22 protein-coding genes and 1 tRNA gene are annotated in these 23,661 nt (G+C 61.1%); 16 read left to right on the forward strand and 7 right to left on the reverse strand.

Annotated features, from left to right (window positions below; translation table 11 throughout):
* Window positions 1-2 precede the first annotated feature (2 nt).
* A complete protein-coding gene (locus tag CFAEC_RS06720) occupies window positions 3-1,574 on the reverse strand; it encodes an ABC-F family ATP-binding cassette domain-containing protein (RefSeq protein WP_290279741.1) in 1,572 nt (523 codons plus the stop codon).
* A 409-nt stretch (window positions 1,575-1,983) separates the two neighbouring features.
* Here CFAEC_RS06720 and CFAEC_RS06725 point away from each other — a divergent pair, with 409 nt between their 5' ends.
* Window positions 1,984-2,859: a ParA family protein gene (locus CFAEC_RS06725; RefSeq protein WP_290279824.1), complete on the forward strand. Its 876-nt coding sequence runs from the start codon at window positions 1,984-1,986 to the stop codon at window positions 2,857-2,859.
* Window positions 2,860-2,867: 8 nt separating this feature from the next.
* A complete protein-coding gene (locus CFAEC_RS06730; RefSeq protein ID WP_290279742.1) occupies window positions 2,868-3,671 on the forward strand; it encodes a segregation and condensation protein A in 804 nt (267 codons plus the stop codon).
* 62 nt (window positions 3,672-3,733) lie between these two features.
* Here the strand turns inward: CFAEC_RS06730 and CFAEC_RS06735 are convergent, their stop codons facing one another.
* A complete protein-coding gene (locus CFAEC_RS06735; RefSeq protein WP_290279743.1) occupies window positions 3,734-4,297 on the reverse strand; it encodes a GNAT family N-acetyltransferase in 564 nt (187 codons plus the stop codon).
* Window positions 4,298-4,586: 289 nt separating this feature from the next.
* Here CFAEC_RS06735 and CFAEC_RS06740 point away from each other — a divergent pair, with 289 nt between their 5' ends.
* The 6 genes from CFAEC_RS06740 (at window position 4,587) to CFAEC_RS06765 (ending at window position 10,161) form a co-directional block, all read left to right on the forward strand.
* Window positions 4,587-5,462 carry a sulfurtransferase gene (locus CFAEC_RS06740; RefSeq protein WP_290279744.1) on the forward strand — a complete coding sequence of 292 codons (876 nt, stop codon included), beginning with the start codon at window positions 4,587-4,589 and terminating at the stop codon, window positions 5,460-5,462.
* 51 nt (window positions 5,463-5,513) lie between these two features.
* Window positions 5,514-6,092: an SMC-Scp complex subunit ScpB gene (gene scpB, locus CFAEC_RS06745; RefSeq protein WP_290279745.1), complete on the forward strand. Its 579-nt coding sequence runs from the start codon at window positions 5,514-5,516 to the stop codon at window positions 6,090-6,092.
* Between the two features lie 106 nt (window positions 6,093-6,198).
* Window positions 6,199-7,176 (forward strand): pseudouridine synthase, encoded by a 978-nt coding sequence (locus tag CFAEC_RS06750; protein ID WP_290279746.1) that lies wholly within the window; start codon window positions 6,199-6,201, stop codon window positions 7,174-7,176.
* Window positions 7,173-7,883, forward strand: coding sequence for a (d)CMP kinase (gene cmk, locus CFAEC_RS06755; RefSeq protein ID WP_290279747.1), 711 nt, complete (start codon window positions 7,173-7,175; stop codon window positions 7,881-7,883). Before CFAEC_RS06750 ends, cmk begins: the two co-directional genes overlap by 4 nt.
* Window positions 7,880-9,538 carry a ribosome biogenesis GTPase Der gene (der, locus tag CFAEC_RS06760; RefSeq protein ID WP_290279748.1) on the forward strand — a complete coding sequence of 553 codons (1,659 nt, stop codon included), beginning with the start codon at window positions 7,880-7,882 and terminating at the stop codon, window positions 9,536-9,538. Before cmk ends, der begins: the two co-directional genes overlap by 4 nt.
* A 122-nt stretch (window positions 9,539-9,660) precedes the next feature.
* The gene (locus CFAEC_RS06765) at window positions 9,661-10,161 is read left to right on the forward strand and encodes a hypothetical protein (RefSeq protein ID WP_290279749.1); all 501 of its coding nucleotides are present in this window, start codon (window positions 9,661-9,663) and stop codon (window positions 10,159-10,161) included.
* A 1-nt stretch (window position 10,162) separates the two neighbouring features.
* On the opposite strand, the gene CFAEC_RS06770 is transcribed toward CFAEC_RS06765, so the two are convergent.
* Both CFAEC_RS06770 and CFAEC_RS06775 read right to left on the reverse strand, forming a co-directional pair.
* Window positions 10,163-10,681, reverse strand: a complete 519-nt coding sequence (locus CFAEC_RS06770; RefSeq protein WP_290279750.1) for a GyrI-like domain-containing protein — start codon at window positions 10,679-10,681, stop codon at window positions 10,163-10,165.
* Window positions 10,682-10,774: 93 nt separating this feature from the next.
* On the reverse strand, window positions 10,775-11,596 hold the full coding sequence (locus CFAEC_RS06775; protein WP_290279751.1) for a class I SAM-dependent methyltransferase: 822 nt from the start codon (window positions 11,594-11,596) through the stop codon (window positions 10,775-10,777).
* Window positions 11,597-11,764: 168 nt separating this feature from the next.
* On the opposite strand from CFAEC_RS06775, the gene CFAEC_RS06780 reads away from it, so the two are divergent.
* The 3 genes from CFAEC_RS06780 to zupT all read left to right on the forward strand — a co-directional run bounded on the left by CFAEC_RS06780 (window position 11,765) and on the right by zupT (window position 15,980).
* The gene (locus CFAEC_RS06780) at window positions 11,765-13,309 is read left to right on the forward strand and encodes an ABC transporter transmembrane domain-containing protein (RefSeq protein WP_435384278.1); all 1,545 of its coding nucleotides are present in this window, start codon (window positions 11,765-11,767) and stop codon (window positions 13,307-13,309) included.
* A gap of 7 nt (window positions 13,310-13,316) precedes the next feature.
* The gene (locus tag CFAEC_RS06785) at window positions 13,317-15,062 is read left to right on the forward strand and encodes an ABC transporter ATP-binding protein (protein WP_290279826.1); all 1,746 of its coding nucleotides are present in this window, start codon (window positions 13,317-13,319) and stop codon (window positions 15,060-15,062) included.
* A gap of 111 nt (window positions 15,063-15,173) precedes the next feature.
* Window positions 15,174-15,980: a zinc transporter ZupT gene (gene zupT / locus CFAEC_RS06790; RefSeq protein WP_290279752.1), complete on the forward strand. Its 807-nt coding sequence runs from the start codon at window positions 15,174-15,176 to the stop codon at window positions 15,978-15,980.
* Between the two features lie 419 nt (window positions 15,981-16,399).
* On the opposite strand, the gene CFAEC_RS06795 is transcribed toward zupT, so the two are convergent.
* From CFAEC_RS06795 to CFAEC_RS06805, 3 genes are all read right to left on the reverse strand, one after another.
* Window positions 16,400-16,473: transfer RNA gene (locus tag CFAEC_RS06795), tRNA-Pro, on the reverse strand.
* 108 nt (window positions 16,474-16,581) lie between these two features.
* Window positions 16,582-16,974, reverse strand: a complete 393-nt coding sequence (locus CFAEC_RS06800) for a YchJ family protein (protein WP_290279753.1) — start codon at window positions 16,972-16,974, stop codon at window positions 16,582-16,584.
* Between the two features lie 6 nt (window positions 16,975-16,980).
* Window positions 16,981-18,171, reverse strand: a complete 1,191-nt coding sequence (locus CFAEC_RS06805) for a bifunctional alpha/beta hydrolase/OsmC family protein (protein WP_290279754.1) — start codon at window positions 18,169-18,171, stop codon at window positions 16,981-16,983.
* Window positions 18,172-18,396: 225 nt separating this feature from the next.
* On the opposite strand from CFAEC_RS06805, the gene secA2 reads away from it, so the two are divergent.
* The 5 genes from secA2 (at window position 18,397) to CFAEC_RS06830 (ending at window position 23,584) form a co-directional block, all read left to right on the forward strand.
* Window positions 18,397-20,688: an accessory Sec system translocase SecA2 gene (gene secA2, locus CFAEC_RS06810; RefSeq protein WP_290279755.1), complete on the forward strand. Its 2,292-nt coding sequence runs from the start codon at window positions 18,397-18,399 to the stop codon at window positions 20,686-20,688.
* Window positions 20,689-20,826: 138 nt separating this feature from the next.
* Entirely contained in the window at window positions 20,827-21,255 is a 429-nt protein-coding gene (odhI, locus tag CFAEC_RS06815; protein ID WP_290279756.1) for an oxoglutarate dehydrogenase inhibitor Odhl, read from the forward strand.
* A gap of 159 nt (window positions 21,256-21,414) precedes the next feature.
* Window positions 21,415-22,188, forward strand: a complete 774-nt coding sequence (gene ftsR / locus CFAEC_RS06820) for a transcriptional regulator FtsR (protein WP_290279757.1) — start codon at window positions 21,415-21,417, stop codon at window positions 22,186-22,188.
* Between the two features lies 1 nt (window position 22,189).
* Window positions 22,190-22,828, forward strand: a complete 639-nt coding sequence (locus tag CFAEC_RS06825) for a bifunctional nuclease family protein (RefSeq protein WP_290279758.1) — start codon at window positions 22,190-22,192, stop codon at window positions 22,826-22,828.
* Window positions 22,829-23,002: 174 nt separating this feature from the next.
* Window positions 23,003-23,584, forward strand: coding sequence for a MerR family transcriptional regulator (locus CFAEC_RS06830; RefSeq protein WP_290279759.1), 582 nt, complete (start codon window positions 23,003-23,005; stop codon window positions 23,582-23,584).
* Window positions 23,585-23,661: the final 77 nt, after the last annotated feature.

The raw sequence follows: 23,661 nt of genomic DNA on the forward strand, positions 1-23,661 counted from the left end.
CATCACCCGAGATGTATCCGGTTCCAGTGCTCGGTGTCACGCAGTAACTGCCGGTCATGGGTGACCAGGACCACCGCCGCCGGGGTGTCATGCAGGGCTTCGGTGAGCTGGTCCACCAGGTGCATGGAGAGGTGGTTGGTGGGTTCATCGAAAAGGAGCAGCTGGGGGTCTGTGGCCAGGATGGTGGCCAGGTCAACTCTGCGCCTTTGCCCCATGGACATCTCGGTATATTTCTTCCTGGCGGCTTCCGGTGAGAGCAGTCCAAAACGGATGGCGGCTTCCCCTGCTTTACCTACCTCACCCGATGCGGGGCTGTCTGGGGCCCGGATGGACTCCTGGGTCAGGTAGCCGATGCGGGCATGATGTGAGACGGTCCCGGTACTGGGTGGGTATAGTCCAGCGAGAAGATCCAGCAGTGTGGTTTTGCCTGCGCCGTTGGCCCCGGTGATCACATACCGGTCGCCGGAGGTGATCTCCAGGGGATGGGGCAGGCTGAGACGGTTAACCACGGTCAAGTCAGAGCACCTGATAAGTGTGGCTCCAGGGCGTACCTTCAGATCCGGGAAATCCAGCTCCAGCGGAGGGTGGGGCATGGGCACCGGAGCGGCATCCACCGCTGCCTGTGCCCTTTTCACTGCCTGCACCACACCCGGTGCGCGGGAGGCTCTGGTGTGTTTACCGGTTCCTTTCGGGGGCCGCCAGGCGGTATCCACGCGGCGGCGGGCCTCTTCGAGGTCGTCTGCGAGGCGTTCTCTCAGCCGTTGTTGATCGCGGTGGTCCTGCCTCCATCGCCCGAGCATGGCCTGACGGGAGTGGTGGTACTGGTCAAAGCCGTCACCGTGGATACGCGGGCTGCCATCTGGTGTCGGATCGAGATCGACGATGGTATCGGCGACATCCCGGACAAGCGCCCGGTCATGGGATACCACGATCACCACTCCCTTGTGCCTTTTTATGGAGTCGGTGAGGAATTCCAGGGCTTCGTGATCGAGGTGGTTGGTCGGTTCGTCGAGAAGCACCACGTCATAATCGCCGCCGAGGATGCACGCCAGGCGGACGCGGTAACGCTGGCCCACTGACATCTCCTCCAGTAAATGGCCGGGTTCGGTGAGGGCACTCAGCGCCTGCAGGGCGATCCCGATGCGGCGTTTCGCACTCCAGGCGTCAAGTGACTCGGCCACACCGAGGGCATCGGCGAAAGCGCTCTCAGCCCCCGGGGCACCGTCTGTGAGAGCCATGGTTGCCTGTTCCAGCGTGGACAAAGCTGTCAGTGATGGGCCAATGGCATCTTTGGTGAGATCGCCAATGGTCATGCCCGGTTCGGCAGGCAGATGCTGGTGTGCGATAGCGAGGTGCCCGTGCACATCGACGGTGCCAGCTGATGGTGCCAGGTCACCGGTGATGGTGGCCAGGAGGGATGATTTACCGCGGCCGTTCTCGCCGAGGATGGCGACGCAGCGGCCTGCGGTGGCAGTGAGGTCAAGGCCGGTGAAAAGTGTGGTGCCGGCGCGGGCCACGGAGAGTCCGCGGACAGTGACATGGGGGAGCCCGGAATGCGGGGTGGGGTGGGACATGGTGAAACTTCCTGTGTTCTAAGGGTTGCTGAACCCGGCCCCCGCGTGGCCGCCGGACTGGAGAGTCCGTGTGCGGCCGAGGGATCGGGGCTTGGTGAGGGGGAGTTCAGCAACTCCTACAGGAAGTACAAATGCATGTGGCTGAATCTAACATCGGGTCGCGGTCGGCGGCAAGAGGGGGATCGCATAGCTGCTCGGCGGTCAAGCTTTAAGGGTTGACAAACTTTCAAAGCTCAGCGGACTCGGCGTGTATGCCACACGAAACCGGAAGTCGGATCTATCGTGCATGTAGTGTGGTCACAGCAGCTAATGACAGGTGGGTAATTAAGCACACCACCGACCTGGAGTGACCGGAACGTCCACCGCAGGGCCAAAGTAGAACACCTAAGTCAAGGAAGAAGGTTTGACTGTGAGCGATTCGGGGAAAAGCAACACTCCAAAGGGTGAAGTGGGCTTGACTGGACGCCCCGTGCGCGAACTGCCCGAACCGGCAAAGCTTGATAAACACGGGCCTGGCACCATCATCGCGATGGCCAACCAGAAAGGTGGCGTGGGTAAAACCACCTCCACAATCAACCTCGGGGCCTGCCTGGCTGAGGCCGGCCGCAAGGTGCTGCTGGTGGATCTGGATCCCCAGGGTGCACTCACCGCGGGGATCGGTGTGCATTATGAGGATGTGGATCTCACGATCTATGACGTGATGATTGACAACAACACCACCATCCATCAGGCCATCCACACCACCGGTGTGCCGGGCCTTGATGTGGTGCCTGCGAATATCGATCTGTCTGCGGCCGAGATCCAGCTGGTCAATGAGGTGGGCCGTGAACAGGTACTGGCACGCGCCCTGCGACCGGTGGTCAATGATTATGACTTCATCATCCTGGATTGCCAGCCCTCCCTGGGGCTGCTCACCGTCAATGCTCTTGCCTGTGCACACGGTGTCATAATCCCCATGGAATGTGAGTACTTCTCGCTGCGTGGCCTGGCTCTACTGACCGATACCGTGGAGAAGGTGGCCGATCGCCTCAACTTTGATCTGGAGATCCTCGGCATCCTGGTCACCATGTTTGACCGCCGCACCTCCCACGCCCGTGAGGTAATGTCACGGGTGGTCGAGGTGTTCGAGGACCGTGTCTTTGACACCGTGATCACCCGCACCGTCCGTTTCCCGGAAACCTCCGTCGCCGGCGAACCGATCATCACCTGGGCGCCCTCGTCACAGGGGGCGGCCCAGTACCGGAACCTGGCCAAGGAAGTTATCGCCCGCGCCCAGGGACGCTAACCGCCATAATGATTCACCCTGATCCGGACAGTGCCGGTTTCCAGGTGCGCCTGTCCAACTTTGAGGGACCCTTCGACCTGCTCCTGCAGCTGATCACGAAGAAGAAGCTGGATGTCACAGAGATCGCCCTGTCGGAGGTCACTGATGAGTTCATCGCCTACACACGTCAACTCGGCAAAACCAGCGATCTGGATGAAGTCACCGAGTTCCTCGTTGTGGCCGCAACACTGTTGGATCTGAAGACAGCGCGCCTGCTCCCACGGGGTGTGGTCACCGATGAGGAAGACCTGGAGCTGCTCGAGGTCCGCGACCTTCTCTTCGCCAGGCTTCTGCAATACCGGGCCTATAAGCAGGTGGCGGAGCTGTTTACCCGGTGGCAATATGATGCGCGGCGCCGTTATCCGCGTGCGGTGTCCCTGGAACCGCAGTTTGCCAACCTGTTGCCACCGGTGGCGCTCGGCCACACAGCACAGAGTTTCGCTGAGATGGCCGCAGTGGTGTTCCGTCCGAAGCCACCGCCGACGGTCTCCACCGATCACATCCACCGGGTGGAGGTGTCAGTTCCGGAACAGGCGGGACGGATCCTGGATACCCTCAAACTCGCCGGTGCGGAACATTTTCTCACCTTCCAGCTGCTGACCGGGGACTGCACCACCTCCATGGAGGTCATCGGCAGGTTCCTGGCTCTGCTTGAGCTTTATAAAGCCCGCGCGGTGGAAGCTGAACAGGATCAACCACTCGGAGAGCTCAGGGTCGCGTGGACCGGTATCGAGGTGGACCCGGCCGTGGTGGCGGCGACGAACTGGGAATAAAGAGCTGGCCGTGGTGAGCCGGCAGACCTTCATGCCCGGTCCACCCGACCAGCACGTGCTTGTTAAGGGCGCTCAATGAGGAACTTGAGGGTCTCCTCGTCCAGGTCGCGGTCTGCGTAGATGCGCACGTTGGGCTCCTCTGGGTTGTCCTCGGTCCCTATGCGGCGGCCCTCCCATACCTGCTTGAGTCCCAGCTTCTCCAGGATCCTGAAGGATGCCGGGTGGTTGGTGGTGACCCTGGCGGTCAGTGGAATGGCGGTGTCGATGCGCTGGGTGGCGGTGGTGGCGGCAGCGGAGATCTCGGACGCGTATCCGTTGCCCCAGAGGTCGGGGCGGAGACGGTACTTGAGGTCCCACACCCGGCCGTCGACAAGCTCAACGCCGCCGACGCCGACGAACTCGGAGGGGCGTTCGCGGAGGTAGACACCCCAGGGGCCAAGGTCTTTCTGCTTCCAGCTGTTGTAGGTGCGCTTGATCAGCTCACGGGTTTCCTTGGGGTCGGTGTGCCGCGCCTGCGGGCGGTGGCCCCATACCCGGTTATCCGAGTAGATCTGGTGGGTTTCGTCCTCGAGCTCAACGGTGAGGGGGACGAGAATGAGTCGGTCTGTGCGTGTGATGGTAGCCATGTGAGAATGCTAGATCACGAACCCCCGATCTTGTGAGTCAGATCACGACAATTTTAGTATTTTGGCATAATAATTCCTAAACCCCCAGGTGGTACCACCGTGAAGCTTCTGTGAATCCCCCCGTTTCATATCACTACCGGGTGTAATATTTACCCCCGTCCGCCCATGCATCACCCTCAAACCGCGAATATTGCAAACCCTGTCTTGGCCAGAATGCCCCTCAACCAGGGCCTGGTGTCTGAATCTTTCACCGCTCCTCTGCAGGGTTTAACCGGTAGAATAACCGGTTATGACTTTTGATCAGGATTCTCCGACTGACACGAGTGGCAAGACCGACACCGCCTACCCGGCCTTTCCCACAGGCCCTGTCGTATCCGTTGAGTGGCTGGCATCCCATCTCAACGATGACAACGTGGTGGTGCTGTGTGCGTCCATGGGGGACCCCGAGCCGTCTCGGGCATCAGGGATCCCGGGTGCCTTCCTCGCTGATCTGGATGCGGACTTCTCCGACCAGTCCGCATCGCTGCCGCATACCGTTCCGGCAAACCTCAAGACCCTGCTTCAGGGTTATGGCATCAGCGATGACACCACCGTGGTGGTCTATGACCGCCACGGCCTGATGGTGGCGCCCCGGGTCTGGTGGCTGCTGCGCATGGCGGGCGTGGGCTCCATCGGCATCCTGGATGGCGGACTGCCCGCCTGGACCGCCGCCGGACATGAGACCGCCACCCTGTCTGAGCCTTCAGGTGGGGGAGTTATCACCACCGAAACCGATCTGGACATGCTCGTGGGTATGGAAGGCGTGGAAAAAGCCCTGGCCAGGTCCAACAAGGTGGTGGTGGATGCCCGCAGTTCCGGGCGTTTCGCCGGTGTATCACCCGAACCACGGGCGGGCCTGGAACGTGGCCACATCCCCGGTAGCGTGAACCTGCCCTTCACGGAGATCGTTGATGATCAGGGTTTCCTCCGCCCCGTTCCGGAGCTGAAGAAGGCCGTGGAGGATGTCGCCGGTGACGCCACCACCCTGGTGTTCAGCTGCGGATCCGGTGTCACGGCCTGCGTGGATGCCTATGCTGCCATCATCGCAGGCTACCGCGACGTGGTGATCTACGACGGTTCCTGGACCGAGTGGGGCAATCCCGCCAATCAGAAACCGATCGGCTGATTCCAGCTGGCCCCGGTAACCCCGGCACGCCCACAGGTAAACTTCTCCACCATGACCGACGATCCTGTCCCCGGACCACCGTCCCTGCCTCTGATCTCGCAGGCGCGTTCCCGCATCGAGTCGATCCTGCTGGTGGTGGACACCCCGGTGGCGGTCTCCACGTTGGCAGGGGTGCTGGAGATAGACCACTCGGAGGTGGGGGAGATCCTCCGGGATATCTCCCGGGAGCTCACCGAGCGGGGTAGCGGCATGGACCTGCGCGACGCGGATGGCGGATGGCGGTTATACACGCGCCGGGCCAACGCCGATGTGGTGGAGGCGCTGCTGCTGGACGGCACCCAGACCAGACTGTCGCGGGCCGCCATGGAGACGCTGGCGGTTGTGGCCTACCGCCAGCCGGTCACCCGCTCACAGATCTCCGCGGTCCGCGGGGTGAATGTGGACGGTGTCATGCGCACCCTCCAGATGCGTGGTCTGGTCCGCGAGGTCGGGGTGGAGGAATCCACGGGTGCGCATCTCTACGCCACCACGGAACTGCTGTTGGAATTGTTGGGAATTGACTCCCTGGAACGGTTGCCGGATCTGGCGCCATTACTGCCGGATGTGGATTCCATCGATGAGACCTACTGAGCCGGTAGATTCCCCGTGACCAGGATAAGTAGTATTTTGGCCCCCGGCCCGCTAGAATGCTTGGGATTCAACTTCATACGCTTTATCTAGATTAAGGACACGTAACGTGACCCCACCCGCTCGCCGAGATGGCACACCGGACAAGAAGCAGCAGAGCACACGCTCTACTGGTGGCTTCAGGTCCAAGTCCCGTGGCTACAAGCCAGGTTCCAACAAGCCGAACACCCGCCAGAACCAGCAGTCGCAGAAAAAGGATGAGATTCTCCTCTCCAACGCGAAACCTGCCAGAAAACAACACGTACAAAGCTCCAGCGATGATTGGTCGCAGGGTTTCCTTGAGCGCAATACCGGCAACGGTGTGCGCCTGCAGAAGGTGCTCGCACAGGCCGGTGTGGCCTCACGTCGCCATGCTGAGATCCTCATTGATAACGGCCGCGTCGAGGTCAATGACAAGATCGTGACCACCCAGGGCACCCGCGTTGATCCGAACAAGGACGTCATCCGCGTTGACGGTGTACGCATCAATGTCAACGATGATCTGGAGTACTTTGTGCTCAACAAGCCACGTGGCATGCACTCCACCATGAGCGATGACCTTGGTCGTTCCTGCGTGGGCGACCTGGTCAGCGAGAAGATCGCCTCCGGTCAGCGTCTGTTCCACGTCGGTCGTCTGGATGCGGACACCGAGGGCCTGCTCCTGCTCACCAACGACGGTGAGCTGGCCAACCGCCTCATGCACCCGAAGTTCGAGGTCCGCAAGACCTACCTGGCCACCGTCCGCGGAGAGGTCAACAACAAGATTCTGGCCACCCTGCGCGAGGGCATCGAGCTGGAGGATGGACCTGCCAAGGTTGATTTCATCCAGACCATCGATATCTTCCAGGGCAAGTCCCTGCTGCGCCTGGAGATCCATGAGGGCCGCAAGCACATTGTCCGCCGTATGCTCGATGAGGTCGGTTTCCCGGTTGAGCGTCTGGTGCGCACCAAGCTGCACACGGTTCAGCTCGGCGAACAGAAGCCCGGTTCCCTCCGCGCGCTGAACTCCTCCGAGCTGGCCAGCCTGTACAAGGTGGCCGAACTGTGACAGCTCTTTCCAACATGCCTGATGGCGGCCTGATCATCGCCATCGACGGCCCCTCCGGTACCGGCAAGTCCACCACCTCCCGTGAGTTGGCCCGCCGCCTGGATGCAAAATACTTGGACACCGGTGCGATGTACCGCGTGGCCACGCTGCATGTGCTCAACAAGGGTATTGATCCCGCCGACACCGATGCCGTGATCACCGCGACCGCCACGCTGCCACTGAGCATCTCTGATGATCCCTCATCCACCGAGGTGCTTCTGGCTGGCAGGGACGTGCAAGAAGAGATCCGCGGCGAAGAGGTCACCTCCCAGGTGTCTGCTGTTTCCGCGATCCCTGAGGTCCGCGATAACCTGGTCAACCTGCAGCGCGCCCTGGCCTTCCGGGCCCACCGCTGTGTGGTGGAAGGCCGTGACATCGGCACGGTTGTGCTTGTCGACGCTCCGGTCAAGGCCTATTTGACCGCGTCAGCGCAGGTGCGCGCGCAGCGCCGTTACGATCAGGACACGGCCGCCGGCCGTGCCGCCGACTTCGACGCGGTGCTCGCAGCCGTCGTCAAGCGTGATGAGCTGGACTCCAACCGGGCCGCATCACCGCTGAAACCCGCGGAAGACGCCCACATCGTGGACACCTCCGACATGACCATGGATGAGGTTTTAACCCATCTGATCCAGTTGACTGAAGCCTCCGCTGAAAGGAGCAACCAGTGACCGATAAGAAGAACATGCCGGGCGAAGAGGACGATACCGTCTTCGTCTACCACACCTCCAAGGGTGAAATGGACGTGGTCGGAGCGTTTGCCGACGAAGAGGAGCTCGCACCACACGGTGGCTGGGCCTCCGCGGACTTCGACCCTGCAGAATTCGGTTATGACACCGATGACCTCTCTGAGGTCGAGTATGACGACGACGTTGAGATCGACTTCGACGAGTCCGAATTCGGCGCCCCTGATTTCGGTGAGGACTACTCCGAGGAGGAGTGGGAGGAGCTGGAACGCGCCTTCGGCCTGGAGCGCAAGGATCACCTGGAGGAATCCCTGTGCACCGTCGCCATCGTCGGCCGCCCCAACGTGGGCAAGTCCACGCTGGTCAACCGCTTCATCGGCCGCCGTGAGGCCGTGGTGGAGGACTTCCCCGGAGTCACCCGCGACCGTGTCTCCTATATCTCCGACTGGGGTGGCCAGCGCTTCTGGGTGCAGGACACCGGCGGCTGGGACCCCAATGTCAAGGGCATTCACGCCTCCATCGCGCACCAGGCCGAACTGGCCATGCAGAGCGCCGATGTGATCGTGTTCGTGGTGGACACCAAGGTCGGCATCACTGAAACCGATTCCGTCATGGCCGATAAGCTCAAGCGCGCCAAGGTCCCAGTGATCCTGGTGGCCAACAAGTTCGACTCCGATTCCCAGTGGGCCGACATGGCTGAGTTCTACAGCCTGGGCCTGGGCGACCCCTTCCCGGTGTCTGCTCAGCACGGTCGTGGTGGCGCAGACGTCCTGGATAAGATCCTGGCCTCCTTCCCGGAGGAGCCACGGGCCAAGTCCATCGTTGAGGGACCACGCCGCGTGGCCCTGGTGGGCAAGCCGAACGTGGGCAAGTCCTCCCTGATCAACAAGTTCGCCGGCGAGGAACGCTCCGTGGTGGACAATGTTCCAGGCACCACCGTTGACCCGGTGGACTCCATGATCCAGCTGGATCAGAAGATGTGGAAGTTCATCGACACCGCTGGTCTGCGCAAGAAGGTCAAGAGCGCCACCGGACATGAATTCTATGCCTCCCTGCGAACACGTGGCGTCATTGAATCCGCTGAGGTCTGCGTGCTGCTCATCGATTCTTCCGAGCCGATCACCGAGCAGGACCAGCGTGTCCTGGCGATGATCACCGATGCCGGCAAGGCCCTGGTGGTGGCGTTCAACAAGTGGGATCTCATGCATGAGGATCGCCGCTACGACCTGGACCGCGAGCTGGATCTCCAGCTGGCGCATATCCCTTGGGCCAAGCGGATCAACATCTCCGCCAAGACCGGTCGTGCACTCCAGCGCCTGGAGCCTGCCATGATCGAGGCCCTGGAGAACTGGGACCGTCGTATCTCCACCGGCCAGCTCAACAACTGGCTGCGTGAATCAATTGCTGCGAACCCTCCACCGATGCGTGGTGGCCGCCTTCCACGCGTGCTGTTTGCCACTCAGGCATCCACGCGCCCGCCGGTGATCGTCCTGTTCACCACCGGCTTCCTTGAAGCTGGTTACCGTCGCTACCTGGAGCGTAAGTTCCGTGAGCGTTTCGGCTTCAACGGCACCCCGGTCCGCATCGCGGTCCGTGTCCGCGAACGCCGCGGCAAGGGTGGCAAGGCTGGAAAGCAGTAGATTTTCCTACTGCCGTGTTTTAAACCCCCTTCGGGGAGGTGTTCGTCTTTATTTCTGGAGGCAGGCACTTTCCTCAGGGGGTTTCCTGGCTTTCGGTGTCCGGGGTTATTAGGGTGATGCCCGTGAAGAGGACATATGGAAACAGGATCCCGCCTGTCTACCGGTGGGCGGTCAGCGCCCTGGTGGCCATCAGTCTGATGTTTGTGGTGATCGCTGCGGCAACCGGTGCCCTGGACCTGGTGAGAGCCACGGTGTTCACCGCTATCGGACTGATGTTTCTGGTGCTCTACCATGTGGCGGGAACACTGGTGACGGCAGATGCCGAGGCGGTACGGATCTGGCTGTTCCCCTTGTGGAGAAAGCGCGTCCCCGCGGATCAGATTGCCTCCATCCACGTTGAGACCATCACACCGATTGACCGGGAATGGGGTAATCGGGGCTCCCTGCGCAAGGATGGAGAGCTTTTCCTAGACGCCGGGCAGTCCCGGCGCTGTCTGGCCTTCTATCTGGTTGATGGCACCGTCATCCGGCTGGGGGTCTGCACACCGGAACATGGTGACTCAATGGCCCTGTCGCTTCATCAGCTCCTGGGGGTGTCCACGCGGCCTCCGCAGGGGGAATGATTCATTCCAGCAGTGTGTAGAGATCCGTTCGCATGGTTGCTGGATCCGCCTCGGGGGAGGGCTCGGTGATATAAGCCTCCCAGAACGGCAGTGCCAGCTGGTTGCCGGACGCTGTCACCGTCTGCATGAAGCTCTCCCAGGCCCTGCCCAACTCCTCATAAGAGCCCAGATGGGATATGCGGGCGATCCGACCCGCGGGGAGTGTGGAGGCTTTGATCGTCAGCCCACTGGCGGTGGCAACCGGGTTCGCCAGGGCTCGATCCACCGGGATGCCCACCTCAAAGGTCGCGGTATCTGTGGGTGCGCGGTGATGAAGGCTGAAAGGTGGCCCCGCTGGATTGACACCAGCCTGAGCCAGCGCGGGAAACAGTGCCTGGAAGGTGGAATCAAAAGCGGCTGACATCTCAGCTATGGGATGGTCCTGGAAGCTGACCACGGCGGTGGTGATGGCTGAGACCTCCAGGGCCTCAACTGCAGGGATGGGATCAGTGTTCAGATAGGAGCTTTCATGGTGGCGCATGTTGGTGGGGCATCCTCTCACTGGTGGTTTTGTTGCGTGGGGGAGTTCTGCAGTCAAGCAGGTTGTATACCTCACAGTAGTATCCCCATACCCCTATCGCTTGAGCAGGAAACCATCGCAGCGGTAGGGAAGAGATACCTGTTCACCGGGCTCATAGCCGAGGTGGTCAAAGAGGTACCAGGTGAGGTTGGCATCCACTTTGGCGCGGGTTGTCTCGCTGGACCGCAGCCAGTAGGAGCGTGTGTGGGCCAGTTCGATGATCTGCTCCGGGGTGAGCAGCTGTTCCCAGGTGGTGCGGACCTCCCGGGTGATCTGCCACGGCGCTTCAACCGGTGGCACAAAGCCTGGTTTGAGTACATCACCGGCGTGCATGATCCGGCTGAGGCGGTGCACCCAGGCGACGGTGGTGTCCAGGTTGTTCCACACCAATAACACCGCACCATTTGCTGCTACCACCCGATCGAACTCAGCAGAAGCCGCCGGGACATCCACCCAGTGCCAGGTCTGGGCGCAGGTGATCAGATCCACTGTGTGGTCAGTGACTGCTGTGTGCTCAGCGGTGGCCTGCCAGCAGGGGATGGTGGGGTAGGTGCGGTGCAATACGCGCAGCATATCCATGCTGGGATCTGCTGCCGCCACATCATGGCCGGCTGCGTGCAGCAACCCGGTGAGCTTGCCCGTACCGGCACCCACATCAAGCACGCGCGTATATCCCGTGGCCAGCGAGAGGATCTCTGCCGGGTAGCCGGGGCGGACATCTTCGTAGACATCGCTGCCTTCAGTGAAGGCGAGCCCGCCGGTGGCCCGGTGCTCAGCGCCGGAGAAGATCGGGGCATTGCGCTTGGACACCGGTGGGATCGGCGGATGCAGCGGGGAGGCTGGGGAGGGGGCTGGGGAAGAGGAGCTGTCAGTCATGTCGGGGAACCATTCTAATCCCCACCCACTGGTCGGATTAGCGATATATCGCCAGACCTTACCGGTGGGCTAGGATATGCGCTTGTGTCTGTACCAACTGAACCTGCCCCGAGCAGGAGTATCGTCGACTATTCCTCGCTGCCCGGACCCGGCGCGCAACCATCCCGGATGCCGGCCCTGGATGCGAAGATGTGGACCCTGAAGGTCGCATTATCGCAGCGGCCGTGGAGTTATATCGCCTCCATTGGCATGGCGGTGTCCTTTGTCTGCAATGGCCTGACCCCGGTGTTGGTGGGCAGGGCGGTAGATGATGCCATCGCCGCCCAGGATTTACGCCGTCTGGTGTTTTGGATCCTCATGCTGGCGCTGTTGTTTATCACGGCGATCGGTGTGAACTGGGTGGCGCGCTACATGATGGTGCGCAGTCAGCAGCTGGTCAGTCATGATCTGCGCACCATGGTCACCGACCGCATCCAGGATCCCCGTGGGTTCAAGGGCCGTGACCGCACCGCCGGAGGGCTGTTATCGGTGGCTTCCAGTGATACCCAGCGCGTGGGTGATGTGGTGATGATGACGGTATTCCCGGTCGCGGAGGTTGTCTCTGTCATTTACGGTGCAACGCTTGCATTCCTCATCAGTCCCTGGCTGGGTCTGGCCATCCTCATCGGTGGGCCGGTGTTGGTGATCATTGCCCTGCGTACCGCCAAGCCACTGCAGACCCGGTCCGTGGCACGCCAGAAGGCCATTGCGCAGGCCGCAGCCACAGCCACTGATGTGGTGCAGGGATTGCGGATCCTCAAAGGTCTGGGGGCGATTGTCACGGTGCGTCGCCGTTATGAGGAGGTCTCCTCCCACGCCTATGACAAGACTGTTATCGCCAATGCCGCTGAAGCCCGCCTCAATGGGGTCACGGAGGCCACTGGCGCGATCTTTGTCTCCAGCATCGGTATCGCCGCCGGTTTCCTCGCGCTCAATGGGCAGATGTCCATCGGTGAGCTGATCACCGTGGTGGGACTTACCCAGTTCCTCATCATGCCGATGACCATGTTGGGCAGGAACGTGGCATCCCGCTGGGCCTCGGCAGAAGCCTCAGCACGCCGTATCCGCGAGGTACTCGGTGCAGATGTTGAACGCACCTCTGAACTGGAGCATGCACACGCCCAGCAGATCATCTCCCAGCTGCCCGCAGGGATGACCGCGGTACGCAGCAACCCGGAGGTGGACTATGACCGGCTCATCTTCGCGCTGGAATCCCTGCCCCGCACACGTGTGATCGTAGCCCCTCATGCAGCCGATCTCTTCGACGGTACTGTCGCCGACAACATCCACCCCAGCCGTGCGATCGCCGAAAAAGCCATCCAGGTCGCCTCCTGCGATGACATCCCCGGCGGGGCGGAGAAGATGGTCGGTGAAGGCGGACGGATGCTCTCCGGAGGCCAACGACAACGCGTGGCACTGGCCCGCGCGATAGCCGCCGACGCCGAGATACTCATCCTCCAGGACCCCACCACCGCGGTGGATTCAGTCACCGAGCACAATATCGCCGAACAGGTCACAGCCTTCCGGGGTGACAAGACCACCCTGGTATTCAGCGACGCCCCCGCATGGAAGGCCATGGCTACAACCCAGATGGACACCTTAGAACTGCGCCAGCTGATCCAACCCGCAGCAGACATGCATGAAGCACCCAACCAGGAGGACAACCATGGATAAGACACGGTTGAGCTTCCCCCTGGCCACCCTGCCACAGGTACGCAGCGAGATAGCCCGCCAACTGGGACGCATCCGCAACGCCCGCTGGTGGTTCCTCCTCGCCCTGATACTCCTCAGCGCCGGCTCCTATGCCACCGTGACCGTGCCACGCCTGCTCGGCCGGATCGTAGACCTGGTCGCACAAAACCAACCGGCAGACCTACTGTGGGAAACCGGGTTCACGCTACTCGGAGTCGCCGTAGCCGGTGGAATACTCAGCGCCAGTGGCTTCTACCTGGTGGTACGGATATCAGAACGGGTGATCGCCAACCTGCGCGAAGACATGGTCGGAACAGCCCTGGGCTTACCCACCCACCAGGTAGAAGACGCCGGCACCGGCGACCTGGTCAGCCGCTCCACCGATGACATCGCCGAACTCTCCTCCGCAGTCACCGAAACCATCCCCATCCTCACCTCCTCCTTCTTCACCATCCTGGCCACCACCATCGCCCTGACCACCATGGACTGGCGATTCCTCCTCATCCCCGTCCTGGTCGGCCCCGTGTACTACCTGGCCTCCCGCCACTACCTCTCCCGCGCACCACAGCGCTACGCCCGCGAACGCGCCGCCATGGCCGAACGGGCCCGACGCGTACTCGAAGCCATCCGGGGACGCGCCACCGTACGCGCCTACTCCATGGAAGAACAGATGCACACCCAGATCGGCAACGCCTCCTGGACTGTGGTCACCCGCGGCATCCGCGCACGCACCACCATGCTCATCCTCAACACCTGGATGCTCAGCGCAGAATTCCTCATGCTCACCATCGCCCTCTTCATCGGCTACCGCCTCGTAGCAGCCGACGACATGACTGTCGGCGCCGTCACCGGAGCACTACTCATGATCATCCGCCTCCGCGGCCCCATGAACATGTTCATGCGCGTGCTGGACACAGTGCAATCCGGCTATGCCTCACTAGCACGTATCGTCGGTGTGGTCGTTGACCCACCCGTGCCCGTGCCCGACAGCGGTGCAGTCGCGCCGGGTGGGCGTGTGGAGCTACGTAATGTCAGCTTCAGCTATGGCGGTGACTGGGCCGTGCGCGGCGTGGACATCCGCATCAACCCGGGTGAGACGGTGGCCATGGTCGGCGCCTCAGGCGCAGGTAAGACCACGGTGGCAGCTCTGCTCGCTGGCCTGCGGGTGCCAGATGAGGGCGAAGTGCTTGTCGACGGTTCCCCTGTTTCCCATCTCTCCGACCGGGAACGCATTGCCCGTTTGGCAATGGTCAGCCAGGAGGTGCACGTCTTCTCAGGCACACTGCGTCAGGATCTCACCCTGGCCAAACCGGAGGCCACCGATGAAGAACTGTTGGACGCGTTGAGAAGGGTGAGGGCACAAGGCTGGTTCGATACTCTTCCCCAGGGGCTGGACACCGTGGTGGGTGCCCGGGGTATCCAGCTGGAACCGGTGGCGGCCCAGCAACTGGCACTGGCCCGTGTACTCCTGCTGGATCCGGCAATCGTGATTATGGATGAAGCCACCGCCGAGGCGGGGTCCGCCGGTGCCGGCGCTCTGGAAGCTGCCGCGGATGAGGTTACCCGTGACCGCTCCGCACTGGTGGTGGCACACCGGCTCGATCAGGCATCGCGTGCTGATCAGATCCTGGTGATGGATAAGGGGCAGATCGTGGAACGTGGCACCCATGCCGAGCTGCTGGCCAGGGAAGGCATCTACCACCGTTTATGGTCTGCCTGGAGTGTGGGCAGGTAGTTGAAGAAAAGCGACGGCGTCTGGAGCACCGTCGCTTTTTACATCTCTGGAACAGGTTGCTGCCACCAACCAGTTGTAAGTTCATGTCATTGAACATTAGGATTCACTGGTATGGATTGGTCCAATATTCTCTTCGCCTTCGGGCTGACGCTATTTGCAGGTTTGGCAACAGGCCTGGGCGGCGTCATCGCCGTCGCACGAAAGGCACCGGGGGAGAGATTCCTCGCCGGCTCACTGGGGTTCTCCGTCGGCGTGATGCTCTACGTCTCCTTCATGGAGATCATGCCCAAAGCTGTGGACGAACTTACCAGCGTATGGGGTGAACGGAATGGAAACTGGGCAGCCGTCGGAGCCTTCTTTATCGGCATCGCCGTGATCGCGGTCATTGACCGCCTGGTACCCTCAGCCATCAACCCCCATGAACCCTCCACCGTGGGTGGGGCAGTGGAAGGCTTTGAACGCCGCAGCCGGATGATGAAGGCCGGTGTCCTCACCGCCATTGCCATCTCCATTCACAACTTCCCTGAAGGGTTCGCCACGTTCATCGCCGGCATGACCGATCCGATGATCGCCATCCCCGTCGCAGTGGCCATCGCCATCCACAACATCCCCGAAGGTGTCGCGGTGGCCGTCCCCATCCGGGAAGCCACAGGATCACGCAAAAAAGCCCTCAAATGGGCCACACTATCCGGCCTGGCAGAACCTGCCGGCGCGATCGTCGGTTTCCTTCTGCTCATGCCATTTATCGGACCAGAAGCCATGGGCCTGTCCTTCGCCGCCGTCGCAGGCGTCATGGTCTTCATCAGCCTGGACGAGCTCCTGCCCACCGCGATCAGCTCCGGCAGGCACCACACCGCCATCTACGGCCTCCTGGCAGGTATGGCCGTGATGGCGATCAGCCTGTTGCTGTTTATCTGAAAACAGAAAGAATCAGCCATCAGACTAGACAGATGCCCACAGGTGAACGTGATGGCCAGATTCTGCACGGCGATGCTCCGCCACTCAATGAAGAAAGGGAGAAGGACGCAGGCCCATTAGCGGAAGCCAAGCCGCGACCATGTTGAGGGAACGGGGGATCCGGTGACATCAATCGCGCCGGGTTGCACTGATGCAGTGAGTGCAATGTGTGGGGTCGAGGTTGTCCGGGCGATCCAGTGTCCACCTGCTGTCTACGCTGGGAGATCCTTTTGCCTATTGGCCGTGCCCTGGCCTTGTCTCAGGAACAGTGTTGGGCGTTGTGTGCTCCCGGGGCAACTGTTTATCATGAATCAGTTGTCTAGCTCGGAAAAGGAAAAACCAGATCAGAAGAAATTTAATTCCTCTGAACTGGTCTGTTGTCGGACTGACAGGATTTGAACCTGCGACCCCTACACCCCCAGTGTAGTGCGCTACCAAGCTGCGCCACAGTCCGCCGTTTCCGCACAAATCAAGGGTATGAAACCACCTGATTGCTATGCAGCAACGTGATCAGGTTACACCAGTGTGATCACTAAATGAAAATCGGCTGGTGAACCGAGGCTTAACCCGCGACATTCCCAAGGGAGTAAACCCAGCGGCCATCAACCTTGCGGAAGGTGGAGTCTTCTTCCTGGACGCCGTCGGCAAGGCCGCGGTAGAAGGCCTGGAATTTCACCCGACCGGTGGAATCAAAGGGACCGCCGCCCTCGGTGTCCAGGATCTCCAGGCGGTAGAACTCCAGTCCCACATCCAGGTTCAGCTCAGACGGGCGGGTGTCCGGGTCCCAGGTGTCCAGGAGATAACCGGCTTCGCCTGCGGCGAAGGCGGTGAAACGGGATCGCATGAGCGTCTCGGCTGTGGGGGCATGGTGGTTGCCTGCGTGGTAGCGGTGGCAACACTGTCCATAGGAGAGTCCGGTGCCGCAGGGGCAACGGAGGTCGTAATCATAGGGCATTGGTGGTTATCTATCCTTATCTTCGATGATGACTTCGTGGCTGAGTAGTTGTTCAACCTCGGAGTTTCCTGCGGCGGCCAGGAGCTCGTGGCGTTGGCCGACGCTTAAGTCGCCGGTGAGTGCAATGCTGCGGCGAAGTTTGATCTGCGCGCCATCGTCGGCGACGATGCGGGAGACGGTGACGTGGACGTCGTCAAGCTCGTTGATGCGTGCCTCGCGCGCGGCCTGACGGATCTGCTGGGAGGTCGCGGCAGCGAGCGCGGCGATCAGGAGCGAGACGGGTGTGTAGCCCAGGTCGCGCCCACCGGCCTGCTTTTCACGGTCGGTGATGAAGTTGTGGCGGCCGGTGCGCACCTCGTCGGCGTATTTACTGGAACCGATGGAGGAGGCCTCGGCCACGTCCACGGGCAGGGGCTCCCGATTGGCGGACTCGTTCTCAGGGACCAGGAAGGGATCAATCCAGTTGCGGATGATCCGGGCCGCACGCTGGGCGGCGCCGTCGCGGGTGAGCAGGTGATCGGCCTTATCCAGGGACACCAGGGACTTGGGGTAGCGGGTGACCTGGAAGATCTTCTGCGCGTTATCCACGCCCACGGTCTGATCGATCGGGGAGTGTAACAGCAGCAGGGGTGCGCGCAGGCGGGGGAGATGCTCGACCGGGTTGGTGTCCGCCAGGTCCTCCAAAAACTCCCGTGAGATCGTCACATCACGCCCGCCGAGGGTCAGTGTGACCGCACCCTGCTCATCCACATCACTGATGCGGTCGGCGAAGTGGAGGACCGCATGCGCCGGATCAAAGGGCGCACCGATGGTGGCCACACCGCGCAGGGACTTGATCAGGGGTGCCGCCTTCAGCGATGCCGCACCACCGAGGGAATGGCCAATGAGCAGCTGGGGTGCGGAATAGTTCTCCTCCAGCCACCGGGCGGCGGCTGCGATGTCACGCACATTGGAGCTGAAGGTGGTCTCCGAAAAATCACCCTCTGACTGCCCGAGGCCGGGGAAATCGAAACGCAGGCACGCGATGCCGGCCTCGGCGAGTGATTTACTTACGCGCGCAGCCCCGGGAGTGAACCGGGAACCGGTGAAACAGTGGGCGAACATGGCATAGGCGACGGGGGTGGTCGCGGGGAGATCCAGAGTGGCCGCCATCATCAGCCCTTCAGATGATGGAACCTTGACACTCACTGAATGCACAGCAGGCACCTTTCAATGGCACATTGGGAAGCCCATGTTGAGCTTGACCTTCCCCACCCTAGGCGCAACTTTCCCGCAGGTCACAGCCAAACCAGTGTCGATTTGGACAATGTGGTGGTACCAAAGCAATCCACGTCACTAAAAGGGGACGCGCCCGCGCACGGAAGATGTGGGGTGCGTTAAAGTCGGTGGAATGTACTCATCTAGCTCACTGGAGGTTTGAGCGTGGCTGGTTTCGACTGGTTCTGGAAGGCACTCGGCGGGAAACAGGGCCGCAATCAGAAGCGGAGCCTGGCAATCGTCGACCAGGCCGAGGGGCACACCCGTGAGCTCGAGACGCTTGACGACGCCCACCTCGCCGCCCGTGCCCGGGCGCTGGCGGGGGATGGCACCATCGATAACCCCGCGGAATTCCTCGCGCTGCTCGGCATCGCCGCGCAGCGCACGCTCGGCATGCGCCCCTATGCGGTGCAATCCCAGGCGGTGCTGCGCCTGATCGAAGGCGATGTGGTCCACATGGCCACCGGCGAAGGCAAGACGCTCGTGGGTGCCATGGCCGCCACCGGTTTGGGACTGCAGGGCAAGACGGTGCACTCCATCACCGTCAATGATTACCTGGCGGTGCGCGATGCGGAATGGATGCGCCCGATGGTGGAGTTCTTCGGTCTGACCGTCGGGGCGATCTCCGAACGGATGACCCCGCAGGAACGCCGTGAGACCTATCGCTGCACCGTGGTCTACGGTTCCGTCAATGAAATCGGTTTCGATGTCCTGCGCGATCAGCTGATCACCCGCCGTGAGGATGCCGTCCAGCACGGGGCCGATGTGGCCATCGTGGATGAGGCCGACTCCGTGCTGGTGGACGAGGCGCTTGTTCCGCTCGTGCTCGCCGGTAATCAGCCGGGCCATGCGCCCCGGGGCAAGATCACCGAAGTGGTCCGCAAGCTGAAAGAGAACGACGATTACACGGTCTCCGAGGACCGCCGAACAGTCTCCCTCACCGATAAGGGTGCGGCCCGCCTTGAGCATTCCTTAGGCATCGACAGTCTCTATGACGATGACCACGTCGGCTCCACCCTCGTGCAGGTTAACCTGGCGCTGCATGCCCAGGCCCTGCTTATCCGCGATATCCACTACATCGTCCGCGAGGGCAAGGTCCAGCTTATCGACGCCTCCCGTGGCCGCGTGGCTGATCTCCAGCGCTGGCCGGACGGTCTCCAGGCAGCCGTGGAGGCCAAGGAGGGACTGGCCGTTACCGAGGGCGGCAAGATCCTGGACACCATCACACTCCAGGCGCTGATGGGCCGCTACCCGATGGTCTGTGGCATGACCGGCACCGCCGTGGAGGCCACCGACCAGCTGCGTACCTTCTATGATCTCCATGTCTCCGTGATCGACCGCAACAACCCGCTCAAGCGTTTCGATGAAGCCGACCGCATCTACGCCACCATGGCGGAGAAGAACCGCGCCATCATCGAAGAGATCGCCGTGCTTCACGGCACCGGTCAACCCGTGCTCGTGGGCACCCATGATGTGGCCGAATCCGAGGAGCTGGCTGATGCCCTCCGCGACCTCGACATCACTGTCAGCGTGCTCAATGCCAAAAATGACGCAGAGGAAGCCAAGATCATCGCCGAAGCCGGCGATATCGGACGTGTCACCGTCTCCACCCAGATGGCCGGACGAGGCACTGACATCCGTCTCGGCGGACCCGATGAATCCAACTATGACCGGGTGGTGGAACTGGGCGGCCTGGCTGTCCTGGGCACCGCCCGTCACCGCACCTCCCGTCTGGACAACCAGCTGCGTGGCCGTGCGGGCCGCCAGGGCGATCCCGGCCTGAGCCTGTTCTTCGTCTCCCTGGATGATGATGTGGTGGTCAGCGGTGGGGCAGGGGAGAACGTCTCCGCTCAACCCGACGCCACCGGCCTCATCGACTCCAACCGCATCCGTGACTGGGTGGCACACTGCCAACGCGTCACCGAAGGACAGCTCCTGGAGATCCACTCCCAGAGCTGGAAATACAACAAGCTGCTGGCAGATCAGCGCGTGATCATCGACGAACGCCGCAGCCGCCTCCTGGATACAGACCTGGCACTGCAGGAACTCAGCGAGCGGGCACCGGATCGGGCCGAAGAACTGAAAGATGTGGACCGGGAAGTGCTGGTACAGGCCACCCGTGACATCATGCTCTACCACCTGGACTTCAACTGGGCTGAACACCTGGCACTGATGGACGATGTCCGTGAGTCCATCCACCTTCGTGCCATTGCCCGGGAAACCCCACTGGATGAGTACCACCGCATCGCGGTGCGGGAGTTCAAGACACTGGCACAGCAGGCCGTGGATGATGCCGTGGACACGTTCCGCTCCGTGGTGATTGACCATGACGGCGCGCACCTGGATGATCACGGGCTCGCCCGTCCGTCAGCGACGTGGACCTACATGGTTTCCGACAACCCACTCGCAGGTTCCGGCAACTCAGTTATAAGTGGAATCGGAAATATCTTTCGCTGATGTAACTTTCCATTTCGCCAGGTCACGATGATTTCATGAGTATGCGGTGGCCTGCCGGGAGGGTTCTTGCGCCCCTCGGTAACCTGCAGGGGCTATGATGAATTACGTTAAGAACAATGTCGACACGGAGGAAATTCAATGAGCGACAACACTGGCACTCCGGAGCCACAGGTCGAGACCACGTCGGTTTTCCGCGCCGATCTGCTGAAGGAGATTTCGGGCGCTGGAAGCGCTCCTGCGGCCACGGGCGCTGATAACCTCCCAGCAGGTTCGGCACTCCTTGTTGTGAAGCGTGGGCCCAACGCCGGCGCCCGCTTCCTACTGGATCAGCCCACCACCACAGCTGGACGACACCCGGAAAGTGATATCTTCCTGGATGACGTCACCGTTTCCCGTCGCCACGCGGAGTTCCGCATCAACGAGGGCGAATTCGAGGTAGTGGATGTGGGATCCCTCAACGGAACCTACGTCAACCGCGAGCCACGCAACTCCCAGGTGCTTCAGACCGGCGATGAGATCCAGATCGGCAAGTTCCGCCTGGTCTTCCTCGCAGGCCCTGCAGCTTAGGGGAGTCGCCCACGGGGGAAGTCTCATTGACAGCGGTTGCAGGATCATCCCATCTTGCAACCGTTTTGCGTATAGCCTCTCACCCCCGTTTCAGGGTGCATTTCACTGCACTCTTGTCCATTGTCCATCCCTTTAATCCCAGCAGGTATCAGCAGCATCGTGAGCGCACTTCGTAGAACAGCAGCCGACGTGAACAGCGGTTCCACCGCATCAGAGACACCCAGGCCAGCAAAGAAGAACAAGACCATGTCCATCGGTGTGGTCCTTGAGCGTTTGAACGCGGAATTCCCTGATGTCACAGTCTCCAAGATCCGTTTCCTGGAATCGGAGGGTCTGATCACACCGGAACGCACCGCGTCCGGTTACCGCCGGTTCACCGAATCCGACGTGGAGCGACTGCGCTATATCCTGGTCACCCAGCGTGACAACTACCTTCCGTTGAAAGTCATCCGTGAGCAGCTGGAAGCCATGGACAATGGATCGGTCACCGCGATTCTCGGAGCCGGTGGGGCAGGCGGTGCTGAGCCACTGGTCAGTCCCGAGAAGTTCCGCGCACCCGCGCTGACCCGCCTCACTGACTCCGATGTGGCCGACAAGGCCGGGGTTTCCGTGGAGATCCTCTCGGAGCTGGTCTCCGCGAAGCTGATCAAGCCCGATGCCGCCGGGTTCTTCACCCACGATGATGTGCTGATTGCCAATACCGCAGGAGCGTTGCGGGACATGGGTTTTGATCTCCGCCAGTTGAGGTCACTGGGCAACGCAGCAACCCGTCAGGCCGATCTGATCACCCAGGTCGCGGATCCGGTGGCTCGGGGCAAAAGCGATGTGGCCCGGCAGCGTGCCGAGGAACTCGCACAACAGATGTGTTCACTGGTCGTGTCCATGCACGCATCACTTGTTAAAAATGCGACACGGGAACAGTTGGGTTACTGAGTTGGACACTAATTTCATTGAACTGGAATTCCACGGGATCCACACCATGGACCCCGATGGATTCACCTGCGCCATCTTCCGGTGGATTGACGGCAATAAGATCCTGCCGGTCTGGTTGGACGAGGATGATGCGTTGAAGATCCAGGCCTACCGTGCCGGATTCAGCCCCCGCCGTCCCACCTCCCATGAACTGCTCGCGGAATCCTTCACCCGCAATGGTCCATGGGTGAGCAGTCTGAGGATTGTCAGCCACTTCGAGGGTGTGTACATGGCCTCGATCCTCACCTCCGAGGGCGAGGAATTTGATGCCCGCCCCAGTGACGTGATCATGCTCTCTGAGCTGCTGGAAGTTCCCATTTCGGCTGATGAGGAGATCCTCCAGCAGACCGCGGTGTTCCTCAGCGATGAGGATCTGGAAGCCTACTTCGGGATCACCGTTTCCTCCACCTCTGACGATGAGGTGGTGTTCCCTGAGTCTGCTTCCGGCGATGCCCAGGCCGACGCTGATTTCCAGCAACTCATGCAGAGCTTAGGCGTCACCGAAGATGATCTCTTTGTGGATCCCGACCCGACTGATGGCACCAATGAGGGCAACACCAAGGCCCCTGATTCTGATGATGACCCGAGCGAAAACAGGTAGATAATCTATTCGAAAATTCACTTTGATGTTGGTGTTTTTGGCGTGTCGCGTGTATAAAGCTTGACCTTGGTCTAGGCTTTCTACCAGAATAGGTATAAGTTTCATGCTTATAATTCACACCGATGTAAGTCGGTGTGCTCTCAGACAGCCAACACTGAAGCATCGGAGACATCAGTGAATCAGAATAATAATAACCAGGGTGACCTTTTAGCACCCATCCAGGTGCCCGTGCAGGAGTCACTCTTTGACGTGGGCCCCGATGAGGAAGTCGGCTACCGCGTTCCCACCGCCTGCCAGGTAGCGGGGATCACCTACCGCCAGCTCGATTATTGGGCACGAACCAAGCTGGTAGTCCCGTCGATCCGGGGGGCGCGTGGTTCAGGCTCCCAGCGCCTGTACTCCTTCAAGGACATCCTGGTGCTCAAGATTGTCAAGCGTCTGCTGGACACCGGCATTTCTCTGCAGAATATCCGCCTGGCAGTGGATAGACTTCGTGACCGTGGCGTGGATGACCTCGCCGGCATCACCCTGGTCTCTGACGGCACCACCGTTTATGAGTGCCGCTCCAACGAAGAGGTCATAGATCTCCTCGGTGGTGGACAGGGAGTGTTTGGAATCGCTGTGCCTGGCATCATGAAGGAACTGACCGGGGACATCTCCGCCTTCCCATCAGAGCGTATCGATGACACCTATGAGGTGGAGGCGATTAATTTTCAAGACGAGTTGGCTGCCCGACGCAAGCGTAAGACCTCTTAAATAACCCACCGCGCCACTGTAGATAGACCCGCATTCTGATTGAGTTTCTCCGAACTCAAGCCACAGGATGCGGGTTT

The sequence above is a fragment of the Corynebacterium faecale genome, assembly GCF_030408735.1.
GTDB lineage: Bacteria > Actinomycetota > Actinomycetes > Mycobacteriales > Mycobacteriaceae > Corynebacterium > Corynebacterium faecale.

Coding starts and splice junctions, on each gene's coding strand:
- CFAEC_RS06720 (WP_290279741.1), bottom strand. CDS start 1,574: ATGTCCCACCCCACCCCGCATTCCGGGCTCCCCCATGTCACTGTCCGC.
- scpB (WP_290279745.1), top strand. CDS start 5,514: ATGACCGACGATCCTGTCCCCGGACCACCGTCCCTGCCTCTGATCTCG.
- CFAEC_RS06740 (WP_290279744.1), top strand. CDS start 4,587: ATGACTTTTGATCAGGATTCTCCGACTGACACGAGTGGCAAGACCGAC.
- CFAEC_RS06770 (WP_290279750.1), bottom strand. CDS start 10,681: ATGCGCCACCATGAAAGCTCCTATCTGAACACTGATCCCATCCCTGCA.
- CFAEC_RS06730 (WP_290279742.1), top strand. CDS start 2,868: ATGATTCACCCTGATCCGGACAGTGCCGGTTTCCAGGTGCGCCTGTCC.
- CFAEC_RS06775 (WP_290279751.1), bottom strand. CDS start 11,596: ATGACTGACAGCTCCTCTTCCCCAGCCCCCTCCCCAGCCTCCCCGCTG.
- CFAEC_RS06735 (WP_290279743.1), bottom strand. CDS start 4,297: ATGGCTACCATCACACGCACAGACCGACTCATTCTCGTCCCCCTCACC.
- odhI (WP_290279756.1), top strand. CDS start 20,827: ATGAGCGACAACACTGGCACTCCGGAGCCACAGGTCGAGACCACGTCG.
- CFAEC_RS06800 (WP_290279753.1), bottom strand. CDS start 16,974: ATGCCCTATGATTACGACCTCCGTTGCCCCTGCGGCACCGGACTCTCC.
- CFAEC_RS06780 (WP_435384278.1), top strand. CDS start 11,765: ATGCCGGCCCTGGATGCGAAGATGTGGACCCTGAAGGTCGCATTATCG.
- zupT (WP_290279752.1), top strand. CDS start 15,174: ATGGATTGGTCCAATATTCTCTTCGCCTTCGGGCTGACGCTATTTGCA.